We start from the raw sequence: 24,229 nt of genomic DNA on the forward strand, positions 1-24,229 counted from the left end.
TGTTTCGCTACTTCCACTTTGGCACATCTGATGCCGTCGGCTGTGAGAACCCCCCTTCATCCTGGTTACTCCCCCAATCTGCACCTACTGTCAGCCCTTGCGGGGGGAGGCGTCCATTCCATTTCCTTCGTTATGTTTTCGTTTATTCGGCGACGTGACGATCATTCGACTATCACGCCTTTCAGCGATTCCTTGGCGGGCGGAAATTCGAGCTTCAGCGACTCGAACGTGCGCAGCAGCAGTTCGCCGACCATCACGTTGCGATGCGTCTTCGAGTCGGCGGGTATCACGTACCACGGCGCGTATTCCGTCGATGTCGCCGCGAGCGCTTCCTCGTACGCGACCTGATACTTGTCCCACAGCTTGCGCGCGTCGAGATCGGAGACATCGAATTTCCAGTGCTTCGTCGGATCGTCGATGCGCGCCTGCAAACGCTCGCGCTGTTCGTCCTTCGATATGTGCAGCATGCACTTGACGATCGTCGTGCCGTTTTCCACCAGCATCCGTTCGAAATCGCGAATGTGCCGGTAGCGGCGAATCCGTTCGTCCTTGTCCTGCGAGCCGAGAACATAAGGCACGAGCACGTCTTCGTAGTGGCTGCGATTGAAGATCGTCAGTTCGCCGGCTGCGGGCGCCTGCGAATGCACGCGCCACAGAAAGTCGTGCGCGAGTTCAATGGGCGTCGGCGCCTTGAACGGCACGATGCGCAAGCCGAGCGGATCGACTTCATGAAACACGGCGCGTATCGTGCCGTCCTTGCCGCTCGTGTCCATCCCTTGCAGCACGAGCAGCACGCGCTGAACGCGCTGCGCATGCAGACGCTCCTGCTGCGCGTCGAGCAGCGTGCCGATTTCGGCGAGACGCTCGCGGTCGGTCTCCTTCGATCCCGTTGAAAACGGCTTCGACGACGGATCGATGCCGGCAAGAGAAAATTTCGACTTGTTGCCGTCGTCGAAAAAGGGCACACGATATCCGTCGAGACCGTTCTTCTTTGCCATTGCTGTTTTCTCCTGTTTCTCCTTCGCGGCGACACGTCACGCCGATTGAAAAAGCAAACGGGCCGTTGCGCCACTTTCGATGCGACAACAGCCCGTCATGGCCCCGCGCGCGACACGCTGCGCGCAAGAGCCGATCCCGCTACCGATCCCACTACTCAGCTCAGTTTCTTCCTCAGCAACTCGTTGACCTGCTGCGGATTCGCCTTGCCCTTGGTCGCCTTCATCGCCTGACCGATCAGCGCGTTGAACGCTTTCTCCTTGCCCGCGCGGAATTCTTCAACCGACTTCTGGTTCGCGGCGAGCACCTCATCGATGATCGCTTCGAGCGCCCCCGTATCCGAAATCTGCTTGAGCCCCTTCGCTTCGATGATGCGGTCGGCGGCGGCTTCGTCGGTGGCCTTCTCTTCCCAGATCGAGAGGAAGATTTCCTTCGCGATCTTGTTCGAGATCGTGCCGTCGGCAATACGTTGCAGCACCAGCGCGAGTTGCGCGGCCGAAACGGGGCTGTCGGCGATGTCGAGGTCTTCGCGGTTCAGCTGAGCGGAAACTTCGCCCATGATCCAGTTGGCGACGCCTTTCGCTTGCATCACACCCGCATCCTTCACATCGCTGATGCGAGAAACGACCGTTTCGAAGTAGTTAGCCATCGCCTTGCTAGACGTCAGCACGCCTGCATCATAGGTCGTCAGACCATAGTCTCCGACGAAACGCTTCTGCATCGCCGCTGGCAGCTCCGGCAATTCGCCCTTCACCCGCTCGACCCACGACGTGTCGATCACGAGCGGCATCAGATCGGGATCGGGGAAATAGCGGTAGTCGTGCGCGTCTTCCTTGCTGCGCATCGAACGCGTTTCACGCTTGTCCGGATCGTACAGACGCGTTTCCTGCACCACCGTGCCGCCGTCTTCGATCAGCTCGATCTGACGGCGCACTTCGTACTGGATCGCTTCTTCGAGGAAGCGGAACGAGTTCAGGTTCTTGATCTCGGCGCGCGTGCCGAATTCCTTCTGGCCGAACGGACGCACCGACACATTCGCATCGCAGCGGAACGAGCCTTCCTGCATGTTGCCGTCGCAGATGCCGAGCCACACGACGAGACCATGCAACGCCTTCGCATATGCAACGGCTTCAGCGGCGCTGCGCATTTCCGGCTCGGTGACGATTTCGAGCAGCGGCGTGCCGGCGCGATTCAGGTCGATGCCCGTCATGCCCGCGAAGTCTTCGTGCAACGACTTGCCCGCGTCCTCTTCGAGGTGAGCACGCGTCAGGTTGACGGTCTTTTCGTAAGCCGGGACGCCCGCCTTTTCGTTCGCGGGCACCTGGATCGTGATCTGGCCGCCCTGCACGACGGGAATCTCGTACTGGCTGATCTGATAGCCCTTCGGCAGATCAGGGTAGAAGTAGTTCTTGCGCGCGAAGATGCTGCGCGGCGCGATCGTCGCGTCGATCGCGAGACCGAACTGGATCGCGCGCTCGACGGCGCCCTTGTTCATCACGGGCAGCACGCCCGGCAACGCCAGATCGACGGCGCAAGCCTGCGTGTTGGGCTCTGCGCCGAACTGCGTGGCCGCACCCGAGAAGATCTTCGAGACCGTCGACAGTTGCGCGTGCGTCTCGAGACCGATTACGACTTCCCATTGCGTTGTCATACCTGGACTCCTGCTGGCGCCTTGTGATGCCAGTCGGTGACGCGCTGGAACGCGTCCGCCACCTGGAGCATGCGTGCTTCGTTGAAATAGTTGCCGATGATCTGCAAGCCGACAGGACGCTGCGCATTCGCGCCCGCGCCGAAGCCGCACGGCACGCTCATGCCGGGCAGGCCAGCGAGGCTCACCGACAACGTGTAGATATCCGCGAGATACATCTGCACGGGATCGTCGCCCTTCGCGCCGATGTCCCACGCGACCGACGGCGCGACGGGCCCCATGATCACGTCACACTGCTTGAACGCTTCCTGGAAGTCCTGCGCGATGATGCGGCGGATTTTCTGCGCCTGCAGGTAGTACGCGTCGTAGTAGCCGTGCGACAGCACATACGTGCCGACCAGAATGCGGCGCTTCACTTCGGGACCGAAGCCTTCGGCGCGCGACTTCTTGTACATGTCGAGCAGATCGCGATACTCAGCCGCGCGATGGCCGTAACGCACGCCATCGAAACGCGACAGGTTCGACGACGCTTCCGCCGGCGCGATCACGTAGTAGACGGGAATCGACAGCTCCGTCTTCGGCAGCGACACTTCGACGAGCGTCGCGCCGAGCGCTTCGTATTGCTTCAATGCGGCGTCGATGGACGCGCGCACGTCTTCGGCGAGGCCCGCGCCGAAGTACTCCTTCGGCAAGCCGATGCGCAAGCCCGCGAGCGGCTTGCCGGCTGCATTGCCCGAATCGTTCGCGCCCGACCACGTCTGGCCGAGATAGCGCGTGTAGTCTTCGTGATCGTGCGTGAGGCTCGTCGAATCGCGCTCGTCGAAGCCCGCCATTGCGTTGAGCAGCAGCGCGCAGTCGGTGGCCGTCTGCGCCATCGGACCGCCCTGATCGAGCGACGAAGCAAACGCGATCATCCCGTAACGCGACACGCGTCCATAAGTGGGCTTGATGCCCGTGATGCCGGAGAACGAAGCGGGCTGACGGATCGAGCCGCCCGTATCCGTGCCCGTCGCGGCAGGCGCGAGGCGCGCGGCGACGGCCGCCGCCGATCCACCCGACGAGCCGCCCGGCACCGCCTTGCGGTCCCACGGGTTCTGCACCGGGCCGAAGTGCGAGTTCTCATTCGACGAGCCCATCGCGAACTCGTCCATATTGGTCTTGCCGACGCACACCATGCCCGCGCGCGCGAGTCGCTCGACGACGGTCGCATCGAACGGGCTCACGTAGTTTTCGAGCATCTTCGAGCCGGCCGTCGAACGCCAGTTGCGCGTGACGAACACGTCCTTGTGCGCGATGGGCAGGCCCGTCAGCGGACCGGCGTTGCCCGCCGCGAGCTGAGCGTCGGCGGCTTGCGCCTGCGCGAGCGTCTGCTGCTCGTCGACGTGAACGAATGCGTTCAGCGCACCATGGTCTGCGATCCGCTTCAGATACGTCTGCGCCAGTTCGACTGCGGAGCATTGCTTCGCGTCGAGCGCGGCACGCAGTTCGGTCAAGCTTTTCTCATGCATTGCGTTATTCCTGGAAAGCGCGACGGCGCGATGCGCCGCCGTGTTGGCATCCGGCCGCCCGCCGGCAGGCCGGGCCGAAAAATGCGGGACGTGTTGCGCGCGCAACGTCGCACGCGTGACACAGAATCCTGTGCTTAATCACGCCTGTCCGGGCGCTTACTCGATGACCTTCGGCACCAGATACAGGCCGTCCTGCACAGCAGGTGCCGGGCGCTGGTATTCATCGCGATTCACGCTTTCGGTGACGGCGTCGTTGCGCAGACGCAGCGCCACGTCTTCGATCTGCTCGATGGGGTGGGCGAGCGGCGCGATGCCCGTCGTGTCGACCGCCTGCATCTGCTCGACAAGACCAAAGAAATCGTTGAGCTGCGCGAGCGTGTGCTGAGCGTCGGCATCGGGCAATTCGAGCCGTGCGAGATGGGCGATGCGTTTCACATCGGTCAGGGTCAAGGCCATGCGATCACCGGAAAAGTGGCGGTCTGCCGCAACGATGAAAAACGATGCTGCGACAGCAGGTTAGGTCATTGGAGCAGGCCCTCGAAATTGGGGCCGGCGACGGCAAAAAGTGCCGTTCGTTTCCTTCAAATCAAGCAAAATTATAAGGTATCATTACGCGTTCGACCCAAACCCGGACCGACTTACCAAGGCCTTTCTGGCATTTTCAGAGATAGCTGAACGACAGATCTGCCGCCTTGCTATAGCCTCCGGTGCGTTTTCCTCGCAGTTTCATGCTTCCACGGCCGCAACGGCCGAACGTGAGGCTGCTAACTTTATTCCGCTGCCGCCCTATGCATACGATGCGAGGCCCGGCCCCCAGCGAGACAGGATTTTGAATGTTTGGTTTTTTGCGCAGCTATTTCTCCAACGATCTGGCCATTGACCTCGGCACTGCCAACACGCTCATCTATATGCGTGGCAAAGGTATCGTTCTCGACGAGCCGTCCGTCGTTTCGATTCGCCAGGAGGGCGGCCCGAATGGCAAGAAGACCATTCAGGCAGTCGGCAAGGAAGCAAAGCAGATGCTCGGCAAGGTGCCGGGCAACATCGAGGCGATCCGCCCGATGAAGGACGGCGTGATCGCCGACTTCACCGTGACGGAACAGATGATCAAGCAGTTCATCAAGACCGCGCACGAATCGCGCATGTTCTCGCCGTCGCCGCGCATCATCATCTGTGTGCCGTGCGGCTCGACGCAGGTCGAGCGCCGCGCAATCAAGGAAGCGGCACACGGCGCGGGCGCATCGCAGGTCTACCTGATCGAAGAGCCGATGGCGGCTGCAATCGGCGCGGGTCTGCCGGTGTCCGAAGCGACGGGCTCGATGGTCGTCGATATCGGCGGCGGCACGACGGAAGTCGGCGTGATCTCGCTGGGCGGCATCGTGTACAAGGGCTCGGTGCGCGTCGGCGGTGACAAGTTCGACGAAGCGATCGTCAACTACATCCGCCGCAACTACGGCATGCTGATCGGCGAACAGACGGCCGAAGCCATCAAGAAGGAAATCGGCTCCGCGTTCCCGGGCTCCGAAGTCAAGGAAATGGAAGTGAAGGGCCGCAACCTGTCGGAAGGCATTCCGCGCAGCTTCACCATTTCGAGCAACGAAATTCTCGAAGCATTGACCGATCCGCTGAACCAGATCGTGTCGTCGGTGAAGATCGCGCTGGAACAGACGCCGCCGGAACTGGGCGCCGACATCGCCGAACGCGGCATGATGCTGACGGGCGGTGGCGCGCTGCTGCGCGACCTCGACCGCCTGCTCGCTGAAGAGACTGGCCTGCCCGTGCTGGTCGCCGAAGATCCGCTGACGTGCGTCGTGCGCGGCTCGGGCATGGCGCTCGAACGCATGGACAAGCTCGGCAGTATCTTCTCGTACGAGTAAGCTTGTCAGTCTCCATGTCGGTAACACGCACTGAAAGGCTGGCTCTGCCAGCCTTTGTGCGTTGTGCGCGCAACCTGGCGCGCTGAAGTCTCACCCACTCGCTCACGCTCCCGGCGACCATGGAATACAGTCCGCCGCCCCTGTTCAAACAAGGCCCCTCGGCACTCGCACGACTGATTTTCTTCGTGCTGGTGGCGCTCGCCCTGCTCATTTCAGATGCGCGCTTCAATACGCTCGAGATCGTTCGCGGCGTGCTCGGCGCGGGCTTGTATCCGTTGCAGCGCGCAGCGCTCGTGCCACGCGACATCTTCATGGGCGCCGCCGATCTCGCCGTCACGAGCGCGACGCTGCGCAGCGAAAACGCGAAGCTGCGCACGCGCAATCTGCAGTTGTCGCAACAGGCCAACGAGGCCGCCCAGCTCGGCGCTGAAAATACGCATCTGCGCAATCTGTTGCAGCTGTCGCAGAAGATGACGACGCAATCGATTCCCGCCGAAATCCAGTACGACACGCGCGATCCGTTCACGCAGAAGGTCGTGATCGGCCGCGGCTCGCAACAAGGCATCAAGGGCGGCTCGCCCGTCGTCAACGAAGACGGCGTGATCGGCCAGGTGACGCGTGTGTTCCCGATGCAATCGGAAGTCACGCTGCTCACCGACAAGGATCAGGCCGTGCCCGTGCAGATCGTCCGCACCGGCTTGCGCAGCGTGATCTATGGCACGCCCAAGGGCGACGCGCTCGATCTGCGTTTCGTGCCGATCAGCGCCGACGTGCTCGCGGGCGATGAACTCGTGACGAGCGGTCTGGACGGCGTGTATCCGCCGGGGCTGCCCGTCGCGAAGGTCGTGCGCGTCGACAAGCAGGCGGACACCGCTTTCGCGCGTGTCATCTGCCAGCCGATCGCGCCCGTGCGCGGTGCTCGCGATCTGCTCGTCCTGCACTACGAAACCAACGTGCCCCCGCGCCCCGCCGACGAACCCGATCCTGCCGCCGTCGCGAAGGAAGCGAAAAAGAAAAACGCGAAAGCGCCGGAAAAAGGCAAGCCGGGCGAGAAAGACGCGAAGCCTGCGCCGGCCGCATCGGCGCCAGCAGCGGCGGCGGCTGCGGTGAAGCCCGCGTCGTCCGTCAAGCCCGCCGCCAAGGCCGCAACCGAGAAGAAGCCGGCCGCCGAAAAGAGCGCGAAGCCACAAGCCGCGCAAGGGGCCCAGCAATGAATCGCCCGCAGTACATCCTGCAGCCCGTCAATCCCTACTTCATCGCGTTCAGCCTAGCCGCCGCGTTCCTGCTGAACATGATGCCGTGGGGACGCCTGATCGGCATTCCCGATTTCGTCGCGCTTGTGCTGCTGTTCTGGAACGTGCATCAGCCGCGCAAAGTCGGCATGGGCATCGCGTTCATGCTCGGCCTGTTGATGGACGTCCACAACGCAAGCCTGCTCGGCGAACACGCGCTCGCGTACACGCTGCTCTCGTATGGCGCGATCACGATCCATCGCCGCGTGCTGTGGATGCCGATCGGCGTACAGATTTTCGCCGTGATGCCGCTGCTCGTCGTCGCTCAGTTGGTGCCCTTCGTGATCCGCCTGCTGACGGGCGCATCGTTTCCGGGCTGGGGCTATCTGATCGACGGTTTCGTCGAGGCCGCGCTCTGGCCCATCGCGAGCATTCTGCTGTTGATGCCGCAGCGCCGTCCCGCCGATCCGGACGACACGCGGCCCATCTGACCACGCGCCGCCGCCCGCTCGCTCATGAACCGCGCATCTGTTTTGCCGCCTTCACGATCGTCAGGCGGCGCGATGCGCGTCGCGGCAAGACGAAGCGGCGCCAAAGCCGGCCACGTATGGGGACGTGACCCGGGACGTGACCCGGCGCATGACCGTCGAACTGAATCAAACCGCATAACCGGCAGTCCCTGCCCAACCGCATGACCGAATTCAAGGACACCCAGCAGCAGCTCACGAAATTCCGCCTGCGCGTCGCGGCGGCGGGGCTGTTCGTGTTCGTCTGCTTCGGGCTGATCGCGTTTCGCTTCCTGTTCCTGCAGGTCTGGCACTACAGCAAGTACTCGCTGCAAGCCGACGAGAACCGCATCTCGGTCGCGCCGATCGTGCCGAACCGCGGCATCATCACGGATCGCAACGGCGTCGTGCTCGCGAGGAACTACTCGGCGTACACGCTCGAAATCACGCCGTCGAAGCTGAACGACTCGCTCGACAACGTGATCGACAATCTGTCGACCGTGGTCAACATCGATGCGCGCGATCGCCGGCGCTTCCGCAAGCTGCTGGAGGACTCGAAGAACTTCGAGAGCCTGCCGATCCGCACGCGCCTCACCGATGACGAAGTCGCGCGCTTCACCGCGCAGCGCTTCCGCTTTCCGGGCGTCGAAGTGCGCGCGCGGCTGTTCCGCCAATATCCGCTCGGACCGACGGCGGCGCACGTGATCGGCTACATCGGCCGCATTTCGCAGCGCGACCAGGACCGCATCGACGATGCCAGCGATCAGAACGACAGCGATCCCGATCACTACGATCCGCGCCTCGACGCGAACAACTACAAGGGCACCGACTACATCGGCAAGATCGGCGTCGAGCAGAGCTACGAAACGGAACTGCACGGCCTGACGGGTTTCGAGGAAGTCGAAGTGACGGCGGGCGGCCGGCCCGTGCGCACGCTGTCGCGCACACAGGCGACGCCGGGCAACAACCTCGTGCTCTCGCTCGATATCGGCTTGCAGCAGGTCGCCGAGCAGGCGTTCGCGGGACGCCGCGGCGCGCTCGTCGCGATCGAACCGTCGACGGGCGACGTGCTCGCGTTCGTGTCGGCGCCGAGCTTCGATCCGAATGCATTCGTCGACGGCATCGACCAGCAGACGTGGGACGAACTGAACAACTCGCCGGATCACCCGCTGCTCAACCGTCCGCTGCACGGCACCTATCCGCCCGGCTCGACGTACAAGCCGTTCATGGCGCTCGCCGCGCTGACGCTGCACAAGCGCACGCCGCAATGGGGCTTCCAGGACCCGGGCTCGTACACGTTCGGCGGCCACACGTTCCGCAACGACGTGCCGCAGGGTCAAGGCTGGATCGACATGAATCGCGCGATCATGGTGTCGAACGACACGTACTTCTACATGCTCGCGCACGATCTCGGCGTCAATGCGATCGCGAACTTCATGAAGCCGTGGGGCTTCGGCCAGATAACGGGCATCGACATTGTCGGCGAAGCGCGCGGCATCCTGCCTTCGACGGACTGGAAGCGCAAGGCGTACCGCAAGCCCGAGCAGCAGAAATGGTACGAAGGCGAGACGATCAGTCTCGGCATCGGCCAGGGCTACAACTCGTACACGATCCTGCAACTCGCGCACGCGACGGCGACCCTCGCAAACAACGCGACCGTCATGAAGCCGCACCTCGTGAAGGAAATCGAGAATCCGATCACCCGAGCGCTGCGCGCCACCGTGCCGAAGGACGACGGACGCATCGACGTGAAGCAGTCGGACATCGACGTCATCAAGCGCGGCATGGAAAACGTGACGATGAACCCGTCGGGCACCGCGTATCAGGTGTTCCGCAATGCGGCGTATCTGTCGGCGGGCAAGACGGGGACGGCGCAGGTGTTCTCGCTGCAAGGCCAGAAGTACCACGGTCACGCACTCGCTGAGAATCTGCGCGACCACGCGCTCTTCATCGCGTTCGCGCCCGCTGACAATCCTAAAATCGCGCTCGCGCTGATCGTCGAAAACGGCGGCTGGGGCGCGCAAGCGGCGGGCCCGATCGCGCGTCGCGTGCTCGACTATTACCTTGTCGACCGCGCGAAGCCGGGCGTCGAGGCTGCGGCCGTCACGGCGGCTGCATCGGCGACGGAAGAGACGTCGGCGCCCGTGATCGGCAGCGCGCCGGCCGCGCCCAACGGCGAGATTCAGCCCGTGTCGGTCGCGGCGGGCTTCACCGCACTGCCGCCGCCCGTGGGCGCTTCGACGCCGCATGCAGCGCCTGCCTCGGATGCGACGGGCGTGAATGCGACGGGCGTTGCGGCCTCAGGCGTTGCGGCCTCAGGCGCTGTGGCGGCTTCGGCGCCGGCCGCGTCGGCTCCGGGTTCGGCCGCTGCACCCGTGCCCGCTTCGAGCGTCAAATCCGCGAGATCAGCCAAGGCGCCACGCGGCGCGTCGACAACGGCCGCGCCATCGACGGCGGCGTCATCCGTCACGTCGGCGACCACGGCTGCGGCCCCCGTGAAGGCCTCCGACGCGCGCAAGTCACCACACAAACCCCGCCCGGCCAGCGAATCGCGGCCGGCCGCCGCTGCGCCATCGCGCAACGACGAATCGCAGGCCGCCCCGCGCGGTCCTGTGTCCGGCGGCATCGACGAGTAAGGGAGAAAGGCATGCAAATCGACAAGCGCGCCTGGCTCGATCGCATCAAGAACATGTTTGCGGGCTTCGATCGTCCGCTCGCACTGATCGTATTTCTGCTGCTGTGCGTCGGCATCGTGACGCTCTATAGCGCGAGCATCGACATGCCCGGGCGTGTCGAAGACCAGTTGCGCAACATCATCCTGACGTTCGTGCTGATGTGGGTGCTGGCCAACATCCCGCCGACGACGCTGATGCGCTTCGCCGTACCGATCTACACATTCGGGGTCGCGTTACTCGTCGCGGTCGCGATGTTCGGCCTGACGCGCAAGGGCGCGAAGCGCTGGATCAACGTCGGCGTGGTGATCCAGCCGTCGGAGATCCTGAAAATCGCGACGCCGCTGATGCTCGCGTGGTACTACCAGCGGCGTGAGGGCAATATCCGCTGGTGGGATTACATCGTCGGTATGCTGATTCTCGCCGTGCCCGTCGGCCTGATCGCGAAGCAGCCCGATCTCGGCACAGCGGTGCTCGTGTTCGCGTCGGGGCTCTTCGTCATCTACTTCGCGGGACTGAGCTTCAAGCTGATCGTGCCCGTGCTGGTCGCTGGCGTGATCGCCGTCGGCGCGATTGCGACTTTCCAGGACAAGATCTGTCAGCCCGAAGTGCAGTGGCCGCTGATGCACGATTATCAGAAGCACCGCATCTGCACGCTGCTCGATCCGACATCCGACCCACTGGGCAAGGGCTTCCACACGATTCAGGCCGTGATCGCGATCGGCTCGGGCGGGCCGCTCGGCAAGGGCTGGCTGAAGGGCACGCAAGCTCACCTCGAGTTCATTCCGGAGAAACACACCGACTTCATCTTCGCGGTGTTCGCCGAGGAATTCGGCCTGGCGGGCGGCGTGGTGCTGCTGACGCTCTACATGGCGTTGATCGCGCGCGGTCTGTTCATCGCGGCGAATGGCGCGACGCTATTCGGGCGATTACTGGCCGGCTCTCTCACGATGGCGTTCTTCACCTACGCGTTCGTGAACATCGGCATGGTGAGCGGGATTCTTCCCGTGGTGGGCGTGCCTTTGCCGTTTATGAGTTACGGCGGCACCGCGCTGACGACGCTCGGTTTTGCGATTGGTCTCATCATGAGCGTCGGGCGGCAGAAGCGTCTGATGCAAAGTTAATCCACGGGTCCTACGTCCTGGCCGCATAACAAAACGGCGCCTGAAATTGTCAGGCGCCGTTTTTTATTGAGGCTTCGCTTCGTGCGACTCGCGCAGTTGCGCGCTCAGTTGCTGATACTTAAGACGCGCCGCCGGATCGCCTTGCGCGGCGGCCGCCGCGTAATAGGCGCGCGCCACGTTCAGATTCTGCGGAACACCGTCGCCGCCGCGCTCGTAGAACGAGCCCGTCACGTACTGCGCAGTCATGTCGCCGCCCTCGGCGGCCTTCTTGTACCAGACGAACGCCTGCTGGTTATCGCGCGCGGTGCCGCGTCCGTCGAGAAACTGGTTCGCGAGCGCCAGTTCTGCCTGTATATGCCCTTGCTGCGCGGCCTTCAGAAACCATTGATGCGCCTCGACGGGATCGCGCGCGACGAACTCGCCGTCGTCGTACATCTTCCCGTACACGTATTGCGCATGCGACATGTTGGCGTCGGCGGCCTTGCGCAACCACTTCTTGCCTTCTTCGACATTGACGGGACCGCCTTCGCCGTTGAGCAGCATCATCGCGTAGTTGAATTCGGCGAGACGGCTGCCGCGCTGCGCGGCCTTGCGAAACTCGGCAAGCGCCGACGTAAAGTTGCCGGCGTTGTAATCGGCGACAGCCGTTTGCGTTTCGAGATCCGACGCGGGCGGCATCTTGCTCTGCGCATGCGCCGCCGCGCCCGCCGCCAATGCGGTCAATACGACAGCGCGAGCCGCGCAACCTGCTATGCGAGCCGCGCTCAACGACAACAGCTTCATGACCGAACCTCCTGCAATGCCTGTCGCGTGGTGCGCAACAGCCACATTACGTCGGCGGCGAGCGCGATGAAACGAAAGCCTTCCGACCGGTATTGCCGCGCACTCGCGACATCCATGGCAAAAATGCCCGTCGCGACGCGCGCCCGATGCGCAACATCCAGAATGTGCTTCATCGCGTCCTGCACTTCAGGGTGTTTCGAATCGCCGAGATGACCGAGACTCGCCGCGAGATCCGCCGGCCCGACGAACAGGCAATCGATGCCCGGCGTCGCCGCGATCCGTTCCAGATGTTCGAGCGCGCGCCTCGACTCGATCTGCACGATCGTGGCGATTTGCGCGTTCGCGTTCTGCAAATAGTCGCGTCGCATTCCGTATGCTGCTGCACGAACCGCGCCCGCCACGCCTCGCAGGCCTTCCGGTCCTTCCAGCGTTGCGTATTGGGTCAGCCGGACGGCTCGGGCCGCTTCCTCAGCCGTCTCGATGTTCGGAAACATCAGCGTGCGCGCGCCCGCATCCAACACGCGCTTGACGAGCCACGGCTCGACGGCGGGCAAGCGAACGACGGGTTCCGTCGGCAGATGCGCCGCCGCAATTGCGCGCAATTGTCCCGTCACGTCGATGCTGTCGTTCGGCGCGTGCTCCATATCGATCAGCAACCAGTCGAAACCGGCGTGCGCGAGCGCTTCGGCGGCGCTGTCGCTGCCGAGCGACAGCCACAGTCCGAACAGCGGGTCCGGCTCTTTCAGGCGCAGCTTGAGTGGATTCGTGAACGTGCTCATTGCGCGCCTCCGTCGCCGTCGAGCGCGGCCGTGGGCAGACTTGAGCGAAAGACTACGCGGCCCGAACGGCCGACGTGAAAGGTGTCGTAATTGTGGCGGGCGTGGCGCCCGCTGCACATAGCGTTGACCGGCATGTCTCGCTCCGTGTGATTATCGAAACGATCATACCTTGACAATAACCCGTTTAGTCGCGGACTACGTCGGCCCAGCAATTCGGCGTCTCGTACAGGCGCACCTTGTGCAGACGCAGATTGATGCCGTAGTGCGCGTCGTAGACGTTCGCGAGAATGTCGAACGCGACAGCCGCGAGATTTTCGACGGTCGGAATGCGGTCGAGCACGACCGTCTTGTGACCGGCCATCGAGTCGAGAAAACCGCGCACCTGCGTATCGCCTTCATAGACGAGGAACGCGTGGTCCCATTTGTCGACGAGATGCTCGTTCGCGAGCGCCTTCACGTCGGCGAAATCCATCACCATGCCGCGATCGGGTGCGCCTTCCGCTTCGACGAGATCGCCTTGCAGCGTGATTTCCAGCACGTAGCGATGCCCGTGCAGGTTACGGCACTGGCTGCGGTGATCGGGAATGCGGTGGCCCGCATCGAATTCGAGTTTTCGGGTTATCGTCAGCACGGCAAATCAGGGAATGTTCAGGTACTTGTGAGTCTGCATCGACAGGCGCCATTGCGGATGGCGCTTGCACCACTCGATCGCGAGCTTCGTGTTGATGTCGCGCGAGGGGCCGTCCATCGGCTGCACGAGGAAATAATCGAAGTCGAGCTTCGCGTAGTCGGCGAGGCGCTGGTTCTCCTGCGGCACCACCACTTTCAGTTCGTTGCCTTTGGTCTGCACGAGCGGCGCGTCGGCTTTTGGACTCACGCAGATCCAGTCGATCGTGTCGAGCACGGGCAGCGAACCATTCGTCTCGATGGCGATTTCGAAGCCGGCCGCGTGCAGCGCGTCAACGAACGGCTGGTCGATCTGCAACATCGGCTCGCCGCCCGTACACACGACGAAACGCTGATCTTCGCCTTCCGGCCACAACGAAGCGATCTTCGCGGCCAGCTCTTCGGGCGTGCGGAATTTTCCGCCGTTCTCGCCGTCGGTGCCGACGAAGTCGGTGTCGCAGAACTTGCACACTGCGTCGGCGCGATCTTCTTCACGGCCCGACCACAGGTTGCATCCGGCGAACCGGCAAAACACGGCCGGACGCCCCGCGTTTGCGCCTTCGCCCTGCAACGTGTAGAAAATTTCCTTGACCGCGTACGTCATGCTGCTTTCTGCCTGATGCTCCGTGAAGCCTGTTGATGTGTCTTTCGCTTAGGCCGGTTCCGTGACCTGCTCGCCGTTCAGATACGCTTCATACCCGCGCTTGCGCAAACGGCACGCCGGGCACTCGCCGCAGCCGAAACCCCATGCATGCAACTCCGAACGCTCGCCGAGGTAGCACGTGTGCGTTTCGATGCGGATCAGCTCGACCAGTGCGTCGCCGCCCAGCGTATGCGCGAGACGCCAGGTGTCGGCCTTGTCGATCCACATCAGCGGCGTCTCCAGCACGAAGCGGCTGTCCATGCCGAGATTCAGCGCGACTTGCAGCGCCTTCATCGTGTCGTCGCGGCAATCCGGGTAGCCGGAGAAATCCGTCTCGCACATGCCGCCGACCAGCACGCGCAACCCGCGACGATATGCAATCGCTGCCGCAATCGTCATGAACATCAGATTGCGGCCGGGCACGAACGTGTTCGGCAGGCCGTTCGACGCCGCATGAATCTCGATGTCACGCGTCATCGCCGTGTCGCTGATCGAGCCGAGCACCGACAGATCGATCATGTGATCGTCGCCGAGCCGCTCGCCCCACTCGGGGAACGTGCGCGCCACCGCGCTGCGGAAACCCTCGCGGCATTCGAGCTCGACCCGGTGCCGCTGCCCATAGTCGAAACCCAGCGTTTCGACCGTTTCGTACCGATCCAGCGCCCACGCGAGACACGTGGCCGAATCCTGGCCACCGGAAAACAGCACCAGCGCGCTACTCTTGGCGTCTTTGCGGGTCACTGCGAAACTCCGTGTATGTTGAATGCCGCGCACAAGCGGTGCCTGGCGGCCTTGCGGCGCGCGGGCCGCCACCGATGCCGGCTCAAGCAGTATAGGCTGCGGCTTTCACGCGCCAAGCTGCCGGGATTTATACCGCTAATTGTCCGCCAAGGAGTTTCACGCCGCACGATGCCTCGGACCTGAAACGAAAAAGGACTTGCGAAGAACACACGGCAAGTCCTTGATAAAACGTGATTTTATCACGCGGAGTCCAGCCCCGCTCGCGGCCGCCGCGCGATGTCCCGCGACGAATCGGCATATCGTCCGCACATAGGAAAAGCCCCAGGAATCTTGCGATTTCCTGGGGCCGAATCCTGGTGGCCTGGGGCGGAATCGAACCACCGACACGCGGATTTTCAATCCGCTGCTCTACCAACTGAGCTACCGGGCCAACGAAGAAGCGAGAGTATAGCAAGCGATTTTCTGTTTCTCAAGCCCTTCCCCAAAAAACTTCCCGCCGAAAGAGCTTTTCGCTTACTCGCCTTTGTTCTTGCCGAGATCGACGCCCAGCTGCTTGAGCTTGCGATACAGGTGCGTGCGTTCGAGCCCGGTCTTTTCCGCGACGCGCGTCATGCTGCCGTTCTCGCGCGCGAGGTGGTACTCGAAGTACGCGCGCTCGAATGCATCGCGCGCGTCACGCAGCGGAATATCGAACGAAATCGACGCCGTCTGCGCCGACAGCATGCCGCCGCCCAGGTTGTCCGCGGACATCATCGGCAGCGCCGCCGCCGATGCCACGGCCGACGCATTTGACGCCATCGCCGGCTTGGCCGCCATGCCGCCCGCAGCGGGCGCAGCGCTGCCGCGCGCAAGCCCCTGCTCGACGGCCTTCAGCAGCTTTTGCAGCGCGATCGGCTTTTCGAGGAAGTTGAGCGCGCCGATCTTCGTCGCCTCGACTGCGGTGTCGATGGTCGCGTGGCCCGACATCATGATGACGGGCATCGACAGAAGCGCTTGCGCGGCCCACTCCTTGAGCAGCGTTACGCCATCGGTATCGGGCATCCAGATGTCGAGCAGCACCAGATCGGGTGCCTGACGAAGCCGGTAGTCACGCGCCTCCTGCGCGTTTTCCGCGACGTCCACGACATGTCCTTCGTCGCTCAGGATCTCCGAGAGCAATTCCCGGATGCCCATTTCATCATCTACCACCAGGATGGTTGCCATTTACGCTGCCCTTGTCTGCACTGTTGCTTTTGTCTTTCCCTGCGGCGCGCTGCCGTGCGCCGCCTGCGGCCCGCTTCCAGGCGCCGCAGCATTGTTATCTGCGAGTTGAAGGAAGAGGATGGAAATTTGCGCGCCTTCGATTACATCGCCTGCTTTCAGACGATTGCGTATATCGATTCGTGCGCCGTGTTCATCGACGATCTTCTTGACCATGGCAAGTCCGAGACCTGTACCTTTGGCCTTGGTCGTCACATAAGGTTCGAACGCGCGCGTGAGGATGCGCGCGGGGAAGCCCGGACCGTTGTCCGACACGGTCAATCGCACCGCGACGCTCACTTTGCCGTCTGCATCGGGATCGCCATATTCTACTGTCCTCGTCTCGAGCAACACACGGGGGTGCTCGACATCGGCGACAGCATCCTGCGCGTTCTGCAGCAGGTTATGGATCACCTGACGCAATTGCGTCGCGTCTCCGCGTATAACGGGCAAGTCCGCCATTTCGACGACAATCGCGCTCTTGCCCTCTTCGATTCCGTACAACGTGAGCACTTCGCTCACGAGTTCGTTCAGTTGCAGATTCGCGAGCACGGCAGGCGGCGTGCGCGCATAGTCGCGGAAATCGTCGACCATCTGCTTCATCGCCGCAACCTGATTCACGATTGTAGTCGCGCCACGTTTCAATACTTCGGCATCCGACGGCGCAAGCTTGTCCGAAAGCTTCATCTGCAAGCGCTCGGCCGAAAGCTGGATCGGCGTCAGCGGATTCTTGATCTCATGCGCGAGACGCCGCGCGACTTCGCCCCATGCGATCGAACGCTGCGCGGAGATCACGTCGGAAATATCGTCGAACACGACGACATAGCCGGACGTCACTTCATCGTCGCTGTCGTTGCCCGCCGCCGATACGAGCCGCGCGCCGCGCGCAAGCAGCGTCAGCGGATCGGTTTCGCCCGGTATTTGCAGGGCCATCTGCTGCTGCCAGTGGCCCGTGTCGTCCTGATCGCCGCCCGCCGCTTCGAGATCGGCGAACGCCTTGCGCACCATCGCGCCGAATTCGCTCAACACGCCGATGCGATCGAGCGACGAGCCGAGCATCGACGCGAACGGCTGACGGAAGATGCGTTCCGCGCCGCGATTGACCGTCATCAAACGGAACTGGCGGTCGAACACGAACACGCCCGCCGTCAGGTTCGCAAGAATGCTTTCGAGGTACGCCTTCGAATGTTCGAGCGCGACGCGGTTGGCCTCGACGGCTGCGCGCGCTTCCGACAACTGGCGCGTCATAGCGTTGAACGACTGCGTGAGGAAGCCGAGTTCGTCGCGCGACTTGATTTCGCGCTTCGGCGTGTAGTCGCCTTCCGTCACTTCTTTCGTGCCCTGCGCGAGCAGGAACAGCGGCCGCGCAAGCTGATTGCCGAGCGCGAGCGCGAGCATCATCGCGATGAAGGTCGCGAGAAAGAGCGCGAGCGTCAGCGTGCCGATGTACATCTTGCGCAGGCCCGTGCGCCCGATCGCCTTCTCCTGGTACTCGCGATACGCGCGCTGCACGGCATCCGCATTGCGCGCCAATGTCTGCGAGACCGGCTGCGTGAGTTGCAGAAAACGCTCGGTGGGCTGGAGCAGCGACGCGTTGGTGTCGGGAATGCGCTGCACGATGCGCAGACGCAATGCGCCCTTTGCGCCGCGCGCTTTCGGATCGCCGTCCACTTCGCCTTCGATCGACGCGAAGCCGCGTCCGCGCGCCTGATCGATCATCATCGCCGTGGGCAGGTCGCTCGGCACGAGCGATGCATAGTTGCTCGTCGCCTGCGCGACGACGTGCATGTCCGGCGCCGCGCCCGACATGCTGCGCGTCGGCTCGACGATCGTCGCGTCTTGCACGCCGAACTGATCGCGAAGACGCAGCAGCGTGAGCGTCGTCCCCGCGGAATCGGCGCTCGCGAGTTGCTCGGCCATCAGACGGCCCTTGGTCTGCAAATCGGACAACGATGCGTCGAGCATCCCGCGCCCGAGATTCAGCCCGGACGTGAGCGCGGTTTCGACATTCACGTCGAACCACGACTCGATACTGCGCGACACGAACTGATACGACACGATGTAGATGATGCCGCCCGGCACCACGCCGACGAGAGCGAAGAAGAATGCGAGTTTCGCGAGCAGCCTCGTGCCGAATTTGCCCTTGCGTAATCGCGTGACGATGATCACCACGAGCACCGCGACGATCAGCATGAAGATCAGCGCAACCGCGACGTTGGCCGCGTAGAGCCAGCCGTAATAGCGGTCGAAGAACTCGGTGTTCGCGCTCGCCGCCGCGAGCAGCACGAGCAGCAAGACGGCCGTGACGGCCACCGTCGACACGAGCAACCGGACGACGACGCTGCTGACACTGGTGGCGCGGCGCACTTTATTTAGCACGTTCGGTCACCGTGAAGGTAAAACGCTTCCAGTCGGAAGCAAGATTCCAGTCGCGGTTGTTGACCGCGTCGATCTGGAACGGCTTGGGCATCAGTGCAATATCGAGCTGCATGCGCACCGATGCGTTGTACGTTTCTCCCGCATGAACCTGGCTGCGATCGATCACATGCCACGACGTGACATGCTTGATGACGGCCAGCGCCTCGTTGAGCGAGGCGAAGCCAAGTTGCAGGCCGCCCGTCGATACGCGGTACTCGCGCGTGAGCGGCTGGAACGATAGTCGAATGCTTTGCGATACGCTCACCGGCTGTTCATCGAACCAGTACCAGCGCGGCCGGCTCAGTTCGAAGTCCGTTGTGAAGTAAAGCGGTATGCCCTTGTTGACGGCATCTTCGAGATTGCTGTTCAGCTCGAACTCGAAGCGCGCGTCGAGGCTCCAGCCGCTGCCGTCGGATTGCAGGGACGCACGCTGCACGGCGATCGATTCGGCACGCGCCGGTCCGGCTGCCGTCAGGCAAAGGGCCAGCGCAATCCAGAGCGCGGCCACGAGCCGTAGCGGAAGAAAGCGTTTGATGATCACCGTTTCTGAAAGCGCGCGTAGAAGAATCCGTCGTGGTCTAAGCTCGAACCAGTGCTTTGTCCGGCGCGGGAACCAGCCGAAACATCGGCGGGCGCGCGGGCGACTGCTGGGAGCAGTTGCCCCGGCGCGTCCAATCGTACCGCATCCGCGTGTCGGTTTCCAAACCACTGGGCCTGCAACTCGCCTTCTTCGGGAAAGATCGAGCACGTAACGTGCAGCAATTCGCCGCCCTGTTTGACGAGCGGCCACAGCGCTTCGAGAATGCGGCGCTGTTCGTCGACGAGCGCCGGAATATCCGACGCGCGACGCAGCCAGCGAATGTCCGGATGACGACGCACGATGCCAGACGCGGAGCACGGCACGTCGGCGAGAATGCGATCGAATGGCTGATCGGCGGCGTCATGCCATTGCGCAGAATTGCCTGCGTCGCCGATGCGCACATGAGCGCCCAGCTTCAGACGCTGCAGGTTTTCGCCGATACGCCGCGCGCGCGTCGCATCGCTTTCGAGCGCGATCAGGTCGATGTTCGCGAGTTCGAGCAGATGACCCGTCTTGCCGCCGGGGGCCGCGCATGCATCGAGCACGCGCATGCCGTCGCGCGCGCCGAGCCATTGCGCCGCGAGCTGCGCGCCCGCGTCCTGCACGGAGACGACGCCTTCGTTGAAGCCCGGAATGCGCTCGACAGGCATCGGCGCGTCGAGACGCACGGCGTGATCGCCGATCTGCGTCGCCGGAATCTGATGCTCGCGCAACGTTTGCAGATACGCATCGACCGTCGCGTGGCGCGCGTTCACGCGCAGCGTCAGCGGACCCTGGCTGTTGCCCGCGGTAAGGATGTCTTGCCACGCATCGGGCCACGCTTTGCGAACGGCGTCGATCCACCAGACGGGGTAGTTCCATCGAGCGACTTCATCGTTCTGCACGTCGGCGAGCAGCGCTTCACGCTCACGCAAAAAATTGCGCAGCACCGCGTTGACCAGTCCCTTCGCGAACGCAAACTCGCGCCGCGCGCCGATCGTGTTCACGGCCTGATCGACGACCGTGAACGGCGCATAGGCAGCGTTGCTCTCTTCATCGACGAGCAGCGCGAGCGCGCAGACCAGCACGTGTCCGACATGCGGCGGCGGGGGTTTGCGCACGAGCTTCGCGACCAGCCCTTCGGCCGTGCCGAGCCGGCGCATCGTCCGGTACGCGAGGTCTTGCACGGCGCCACGCGACCCCGCCGCAACACCTTCCGGCAGCGACATGAAAATCGAATGCAGGGCTGCGGGCAGCGCTGCGCCCTGACGAACGGCGCCAACGGCTTGAGCCGCGCAATCGAGCGCGAAGCCCAGCGATTCGGGCGCGAGATGCAACGTCGACAGGCGGGTTGAACGCGATGGCGGCGAAATGGGACGCTGAGAAGGCTTTCGGGTCATGAACAGGCGGAAAACGGGCGCCGACGGAAAGTGTCGCGCAAACGCCACATTGTAGCGTGACGCCGACCGTGGACCGGCGCGCCGCCTTCGCGGTCTTTTTTGAAGCGCGTCTATTGTCGGTCGAGATCGAGCCTTTTCGGCGATGGCGCGGATTTCGAGCAAGAAAGAAAAAGGGGCGAGTCGGTCTCGCCCCTTTTTGCGCTGCCGTCGCGGGAACTTGGACAGCGCGATGCCGGCGTGCTTAGTCGAAGCGCCCCGTGCGGGCCATCTCCGTCAGACGTGCAATACGCTCCTCGGTGGACGGGTGCGTCGAGAACAGGTTCTGGATGCCGCCGCCCGACAGCGGGTTCATGATCATCATCTGCGCGGTGGCCGGATGCGCCTCGGCCGTCGGGAACGGGATGCCGTTCGCGTAGCGGTGGATCTTGTCCAGCGCCGACGCGAGCGCCTGCGGATCGCCCGAAATCTGCGCACCGCCACGGTCCGCTTCGAACTCGCGCGCACGCGAAATCGCCATCTGGATCAGCGCGCCCGCGATCGGCGCGAGAAGCGCCACGGCGATGCTCGCGATCGGATTGGCCGGACGGCCATTCTCGTCGCGGCCGCCGAAGAACATCGCGAAGTTCGCCAGCGCGGAAATCGCGCCTGCCATCGTCGCCGAAATGGTCGAGATCAGGATGTCGCGATGCTTCACGTGCGCGAGTTCGTGCGCCATCACGCCGCGCATTTCGCGCTCGGACAGCGCGCGCAGAATGCCCGTTGTCGCCGCCACGGCCGCGTGTTCGGGATTGCGGCCCGTCGCGAACGCGTTCGGCTGGTCTTCGTCGATCAGGTAGACGCGCGGCATCGGCAGATTGGCGCGCGTCGCAAGCTCACGAACCATCCGGTAGAACTGCGGCGCGCTCGTTTCGTCGACTTCCTGCGCGTTGTACATGCGCAGAACCATCTTGTCCGAAAACCAGTACGAAAAGAAATTCATCCCGAGCGCGATCAGCAGCGCGAGCATCATGCCGCGCTGGCCGCCGATCATGCCGCCAATCACGATAAAGAGGGCCGTAATCGCGGCCATCAGCATCGCGGTTTTCACCCAGTTGAACATATCCAGAACTCCTTGCCCGCCACGCGGTTCCCTATTGCTGCCGCCAATTCGCGGCGAATGCTTGTAAGCAAACTGTTAGATATGGACGAGCGGGAAAAATTCAATCACCGCGTTGCCGTGGCGAGCTTGATGCCGAGCCCCACGAATGCACTGCCGACGCCGCGGTCCAGCCACTTTTTGACGCCCGGCTTACCGGAGAACTTGCGCGTGACGCTGCCCGCAATCCACGCGACGAAACTGTTCCACACCATGCTCATCACGACGAAAACGACGCCGAGCGTGAGAAACGCAAAGGTCTTGTGATCGCTGCTCGCGGACACGAACTGCGGAAAGAACGACACGAAGAACAGCACGACTTTCGGGTTCAGCACGTTGGTCCAGAAGCCTTGCAGGAAAAGCTGACGCAGCGACTTCGGCGCGCCGGTTGCGCGCGCGATGCCAGTTGCTTCGGCAGCTTCAGGCTTCGTCAGGATGAGCCGCACGCCAAGGTAAATCAGGTAGATCGCGCCGACGAACTTGATGACTGTGAACGCGGTGGCGGACGCAGCCAGCAACGCTGTCAGCCCGAATGCGCAGGCGAGCGAGTGAACGCAGCAACCCGCCGAGATGCCCAGCGCCGACATCAGCCCCGCGCCGCGCCCTTGCGCGACGCTTCGGCCGACGATGTAAGCGGTGTCGGGACCGGGCGTGACGTTGAGCAGAAAAACGGCGGCGATGAAGAACTCGAAATGGGTGATGCCGAACATGGAAACCTCTTCAGGCAGGGTTGCATCGACGATTCTAACGCGCCGCGGGAAGTCGGCGTGACCTGGCCGAACGGCAGATTGCGCTCCCGATAATCCGTCGCTTATTGTGGCTGCGCGAGGTCGAAATGCTGGCCCTCGGCGAGCGTCGACCCGGCCAGGAAATCGCGGACGGCAAGGCGCTTGCCGCCCGGCTTTTGCAGTTGCGCGATGCGTAGCGCGCCCTCGCCGCACGCCACGACGATGCCTTCCGGCGACACATCGACGATCGTGCCGGGCCCGGCCTTGCGTGGCGCTTCGACCGCGCACGCCGACCAGATTTTCAGCACTGTGCCGTCGAGCGTCGCCGCGCCGCCGGGGAACGGATCGAACGCGCGCACCTGCCGCGCGAGTTCCGGCGCAGGAAGGCGCCAGTCCAGCGCCGCTTCGTGCTTGCCGATCTTCTCGGCATAGGTGGCGCCGTCGGCGGGCTGAGGCGTCGAATCGAGCTTGCCGTTGCGCTCCAGTTCGATCAGCGCATCGACGATCAGCTTTGCGCCCGCTTCGGCCAGACGGTCGTGGAGCGTCGCGGTCGTGTCGGTGTCGTGGATCGGCATGCGCGCTTCAGAAATCATCGCGCCCGTATCCAGGCCCGCGTCCATCTGCATCAGCGTGATGCCCGTTTGCGCGTCGCCGGCCTCGATCGCGCGGTGGATCGGCGCGGCGCCGCGCCAGCGCGGCAGCAACGAGGCGTGAATGTTGATGCAGCCATGGGGAGGAATATCGAGCACTTCCTGCGGCAGCAGCAGACCGTAGGCGGCCACCACCATCACGTCGTGCGGCGTGGCGCGCAACTGGTCGATCGCGACCGTGGCTTCGGCCGGAAATTTGCCGTTACGGCGCAACGAGGGCGGCTGCGCCACTTCGATGCCGTGCTCCTGCGCGTAGCGCTTGACCGGGCTCGCCTGCAATTTCATGCCGCGGCCCGCCGGACGGTCCGGCTGCGTGAGGACGAGCGGCACTGGAAAGCCGGCTTCGTGAATCGCCGCGAGCGCCGCTGCGGCGAATTCCGGCGTGCCGGCGAAGATGACGCGCAACGAATGGCTCATGACGTCACATCGCGTGCGCGAGCTTTTTCATCTTGCTCTTGATGCGCGTCTGCTTGAGCGGCGACAGATATTCGACGAACACGCGGCCCATCAGGTGATCCATTTCGTGCTGGATGCACACGGCGAGCAGCCCTTCGCAGTCGATCTCGAACGTTTCGCCCTTCTCGTTCAGCGCGCGCACGCGCACTTTTTCGGCGCGCTCGACGTTGTCATAGATACCCGGCACCGACAGGCAGCCTTCTTCGTTGATCTTCTTTTCGTCGCTCGACCAGAGGATTTCCGGATTGATGAACGCGCGCAGCTCGTTGTGCGTGTCCGACACGTCGATCACGATCACGCGCTCGTGCACGTCGACCTGAGTTGCCGCGAGACCCACGCCGGGCGCGGAGTACATCGTCTCGGCCATGTCAGCGACGAGCTTGCGGATACGGTCATCGACCTTTTCGACCGGCTTCGCGATCTTGTGCAGACGTTTGTCCGGGTAATTGAGGATGTTGAGTAAAGCCAT

General features: G+C 63.3%; 22 protein-coding genes and 1 tRNA gene. 5 read left to right on the top strand and 18 right to left on the bottom strand.

The genetic code is table 11. The features are described 5' to 3' along the window. Window positions 1-161: 161 nt before the first annotated feature. From VSR68_RS13060 to gatC, 4 genes are all read right to left on the bottom strand, one after another. Complete coding sequence (locus tag VSR68_RS13060; RefSeq protein ID WP_342940259.1) at window positions 162-998, bottom strand: PPK2 family polyphosphate kinase; 837 nt, start codon at window positions 996-998, stop codon at window positions 162-164. Window positions 999-1,153: 155 nt separating this feature from the next. Further along, the gene (gatB, locus tag VSR68_RS13065) at window positions 1,154-2,647 is read right to left on the bottom strand and encodes an Asp-tRNA(Asn)/Glu-tRNA(Gln) amidotransferase subunit GatB (protein WP_342940260.1); all 1,494 of its coding nucleotides are present in this window, start codon (window positions 2,645-2,647) and stop codon (window positions 1,154-1,156) included. Continuing rightward, entirely contained in the window at window positions 2,644-4,152 is a 1,509-nt protein-coding gene (gene gatA / locus VSR68_RS13070) for an Asp-tRNA(Asn)/Glu-tRNA(Gln) amidotransferase subunit GatA (protein ID WP_342940261.1), read from the bottom strand. Before gatA ends, gatB begins: the two co-directional genes overlap by 4 nt. A gap of 156 nt (window positions 4,153-4,308) precedes the next feature. Then, a complete protein-coding gene (gatC, locus tag VSR68_RS13075) occupies window positions 4,309-4,608 on the bottom strand; it encodes an Asp-tRNA(Asn)/Glu-tRNA(Gln) amidotransferase subunit GatC (RefSeq protein ID WP_087732226.1) in 300 nt (99 codons plus the stop codon). A 377-nt stretch (window positions 4,609-4,985) separates the two neighbouring features. Here gatC and VSR68_RS13080 point away from each other — a divergent pair, with 377 nt between their 5' ends. The 5 genes from VSR68_RS13080 to rodA all read left to right on the top strand — a co-directional run bounded on the left by VSR68_RS13080 (window position 4,986) and on the right by rodA (window position 11,563). Continuing rightward, window positions 4,986-6,029, top strand: coding sequence for a rod shape-determining protein (locus tag VSR68_RS13080; protein ID WP_004189550.1), 1,044 nt, complete (start codon window positions 4,986-4,988; stop codon window positions 6,027-6,029). 119 nt (window positions 6,030-6,148) lie between these two features. After that, window positions 6,149-7,243 carry a rod shape-determining protein MreC gene (gene mreC / locus VSR68_RS13085; protein ID WP_342940262.1) on the top strand — a complete coding sequence of 365 codons (1,095 nt, stop codon included), beginning with the start codon at window positions 6,149-6,151 and terminating at the stop codon, window positions 7,241-7,243. Next, window positions 7,240-7,752 carry a rod shape-determining protein MreD gene (mreD, locus tag VSR68_RS13090; RefSeq protein WP_152760463.1) on the top strand — a complete coding sequence of 171 codons (513 nt, stop codon included), beginning with the start codon at window positions 7,240-7,242 and terminating at the stop codon, window positions 7,750-7,752. The genes mreC and mreD overlap by 4 nt, the downstream gene beginning before the upstream one ends. 200 nt (window positions 7,753-7,952) lie before the next feature. Beyond that, window positions 7,953-10,403, top strand: a complete 2,451-nt coding sequence (gene mrdA / locus VSR68_RS13095) for a penicillin-binding protein 2 (protein WP_342940263.1) — start codon at window positions 7,953-7,955, stop codon at window positions 10,401-10,403. An 11-nt stretch (window positions 10,404-10,414) separates the two neighbouring features. Beyond that, window positions 10,415-11,563, top strand: a complete 1,149-nt coding sequence (rodA, locus tag VSR68_RS13100; protein WP_342940264.1) for a rod shape-determining protein RodA — start codon at window positions 10,415-10,417, stop codon at window positions 11,561-11,563. Window positions 11,564-11,626: 63 nt separating this feature from the next. Here rodA and VSR68_RS13105 read toward each other — a convergent pair whose 3' ends face one another. The 14 genes from VSR68_RS13105 to def form a co-directional block, all read right to left on the bottom strand. Beyond that, window positions 11,627-12,346 (bottom strand): tetratricopeptide repeat protein, encoded by a 720-nt coding sequence (locus VSR68_RS13105; protein WP_342940265.1) that lies wholly within the window; start codon window positions 12,344-12,346, stop codon window positions 11,627-11,629. Further along, window positions 12,343-13,125, bottom strand: coding sequence for an HpcH/HpaI aldolase family protein (locus VSR68_RS13110; protein WP_342940266.1), 783 nt, complete (start codon window positions 13,123-13,125; stop codon window positions 12,343-12,345). Before VSR68_RS13110 ends, VSR68_RS13105 begins: the two co-directional genes overlap by 4 nt. Window positions 13,126-13,309: 184 nt before the next feature. Next, window positions 13,310-13,753: a 6-carboxytetrahydropterin synthase QueD gene (queD, locus tag VSR68_RS13115; protein ID WP_342940522.1), complete on the bottom strand. Its 444-nt coding sequence runs from the start codon at window positions 13,751-13,753 to the stop codon at window positions 13,310-13,312. Window positions 13,754-13,762: 9 nt separating this feature from the next. Then, window positions 13,763-14,395, bottom strand: a complete 633-nt coding sequence (gene queE, locus VSR68_RS13120) for a 7-carboxy-7-deazaguanine synthase (RefSeq protein WP_087732233.1) — start codon at window positions 14,393-14,395, stop codon at window positions 13,763-13,765. Between the two features lie 48 nt (window positions 14,396-14,443). Further along, window positions 14,444-15,175 carry a 7-cyano-7-deazaguanine synthase QueC gene (queC, locus tag VSR68_RS13125; protein WP_342940267.1) on the bottom strand — a complete coding sequence of 244 codons (732 nt, stop codon included), beginning with the start codon at window positions 15,173-15,175 and terminating at the stop codon, window positions 14,444-14,446. A gap of 354 nt (window positions 15,176-15,529) precedes the next feature. Continuing rightward, window positions 15,530-15,605: transfer RNA gene (locus VSR68_RS13130), tRNA-Phe, on the bottom strand. Window positions 15,606-15,688: 83 nt separating this feature from the next. Further along, entirely contained in the window at window positions 15,689-16,378 is a 690-nt protein-coding gene (gene esaR / locus VSR68_RS13135) for a response regulator transcription factor EsaR (protein WP_342940268.1), read from the bottom strand. Next, complete coding sequence (locus VSR68_RS13140) at window positions 16,379-18,793, bottom strand: PAS domain-containing sensor histidine kinase (protein WP_342940269.1); 2,415 nt, start codon at window positions 18,791-18,793, stop codon at window positions 16,379-16,381. After that, complete coding sequence (locus tag VSR68_RS13145; RefSeq protein ID WP_342940270.1) at window positions 18,783-19,373, bottom strand: DUF4390 domain-containing protein; 591 nt, start codon at window positions 19,371-19,373, stop codon at window positions 18,783-18,785. Before VSR68_RS13145 ends, VSR68_RS13140 begins: the two co-directional genes overlap by 11 nt. Continuing rightward, entirely contained in the window at window positions 19,370-20,791 is a 1,422-nt protein-coding gene (gene rsmB, locus VSR68_RS13150; protein WP_342940271.1) for a 16S rRNA (cytosine(967)-C(5))-methyltransferase RsmB, read from the bottom strand. The genes VSR68_RS13145 and rsmB overlap by 4 nt, the downstream gene beginning before the upstream one ends. A gap of 241 nt (window positions 20,792-21,032) precedes the next feature. Continuing rightward, window positions 21,033-21,890, bottom strand: coding sequence for a zinc metalloprotease HtpX (htpX, locus tag VSR68_RS13155; RefSeq protein WP_342940272.1), 858 nt, complete (start codon window positions 21,888-21,890; stop codon window positions 21,033-21,035). Window positions 21,891-21,994: 104 nt separating this feature from the next. Further along, on the bottom strand, window positions 21,995-22,636 hold the full coding sequence (locus VSR68_RS13160; RefSeq protein ID WP_342940273.1) for a LysE family translocator: 642 nt from the start codon (window positions 22,634-22,636) through the stop codon (window positions 21,995-21,997). Between the two features lie 101 nt (window positions 22,637-22,737). Continuing rightward, entirely contained in the window at window positions 22,738-23,721 is a 984-nt protein-coding gene (gene fmt / locus VSR68_RS13165) for a methionyl-tRNA formyltransferase (RefSeq protein ID WP_342940274.1), read from the bottom strand. A 4-nt stretch (window positions 23,722-23,725) separates the two neighbouring features. Next, on the bottom strand, window positions 23,726-24,229 hold the full coding sequence (gene def, locus VSR68_RS13170) for a peptide deformylase (protein ID WP_342940275.1): 504 nt from the start codon (window positions 24,227-24,229) through the stop codon (window positions 23,726-23,728).

The sequence above is a fragment of the Paraburkholderia phymatum genome (assembly GCF_038900715.1).
Lineage (GTDB): Bacteria > Pseudomonadota > Gammaproteobacteria > Burkholderiales > Burkholderiaceae > Paraburkholderia > Paraburkholderia phymatum_A.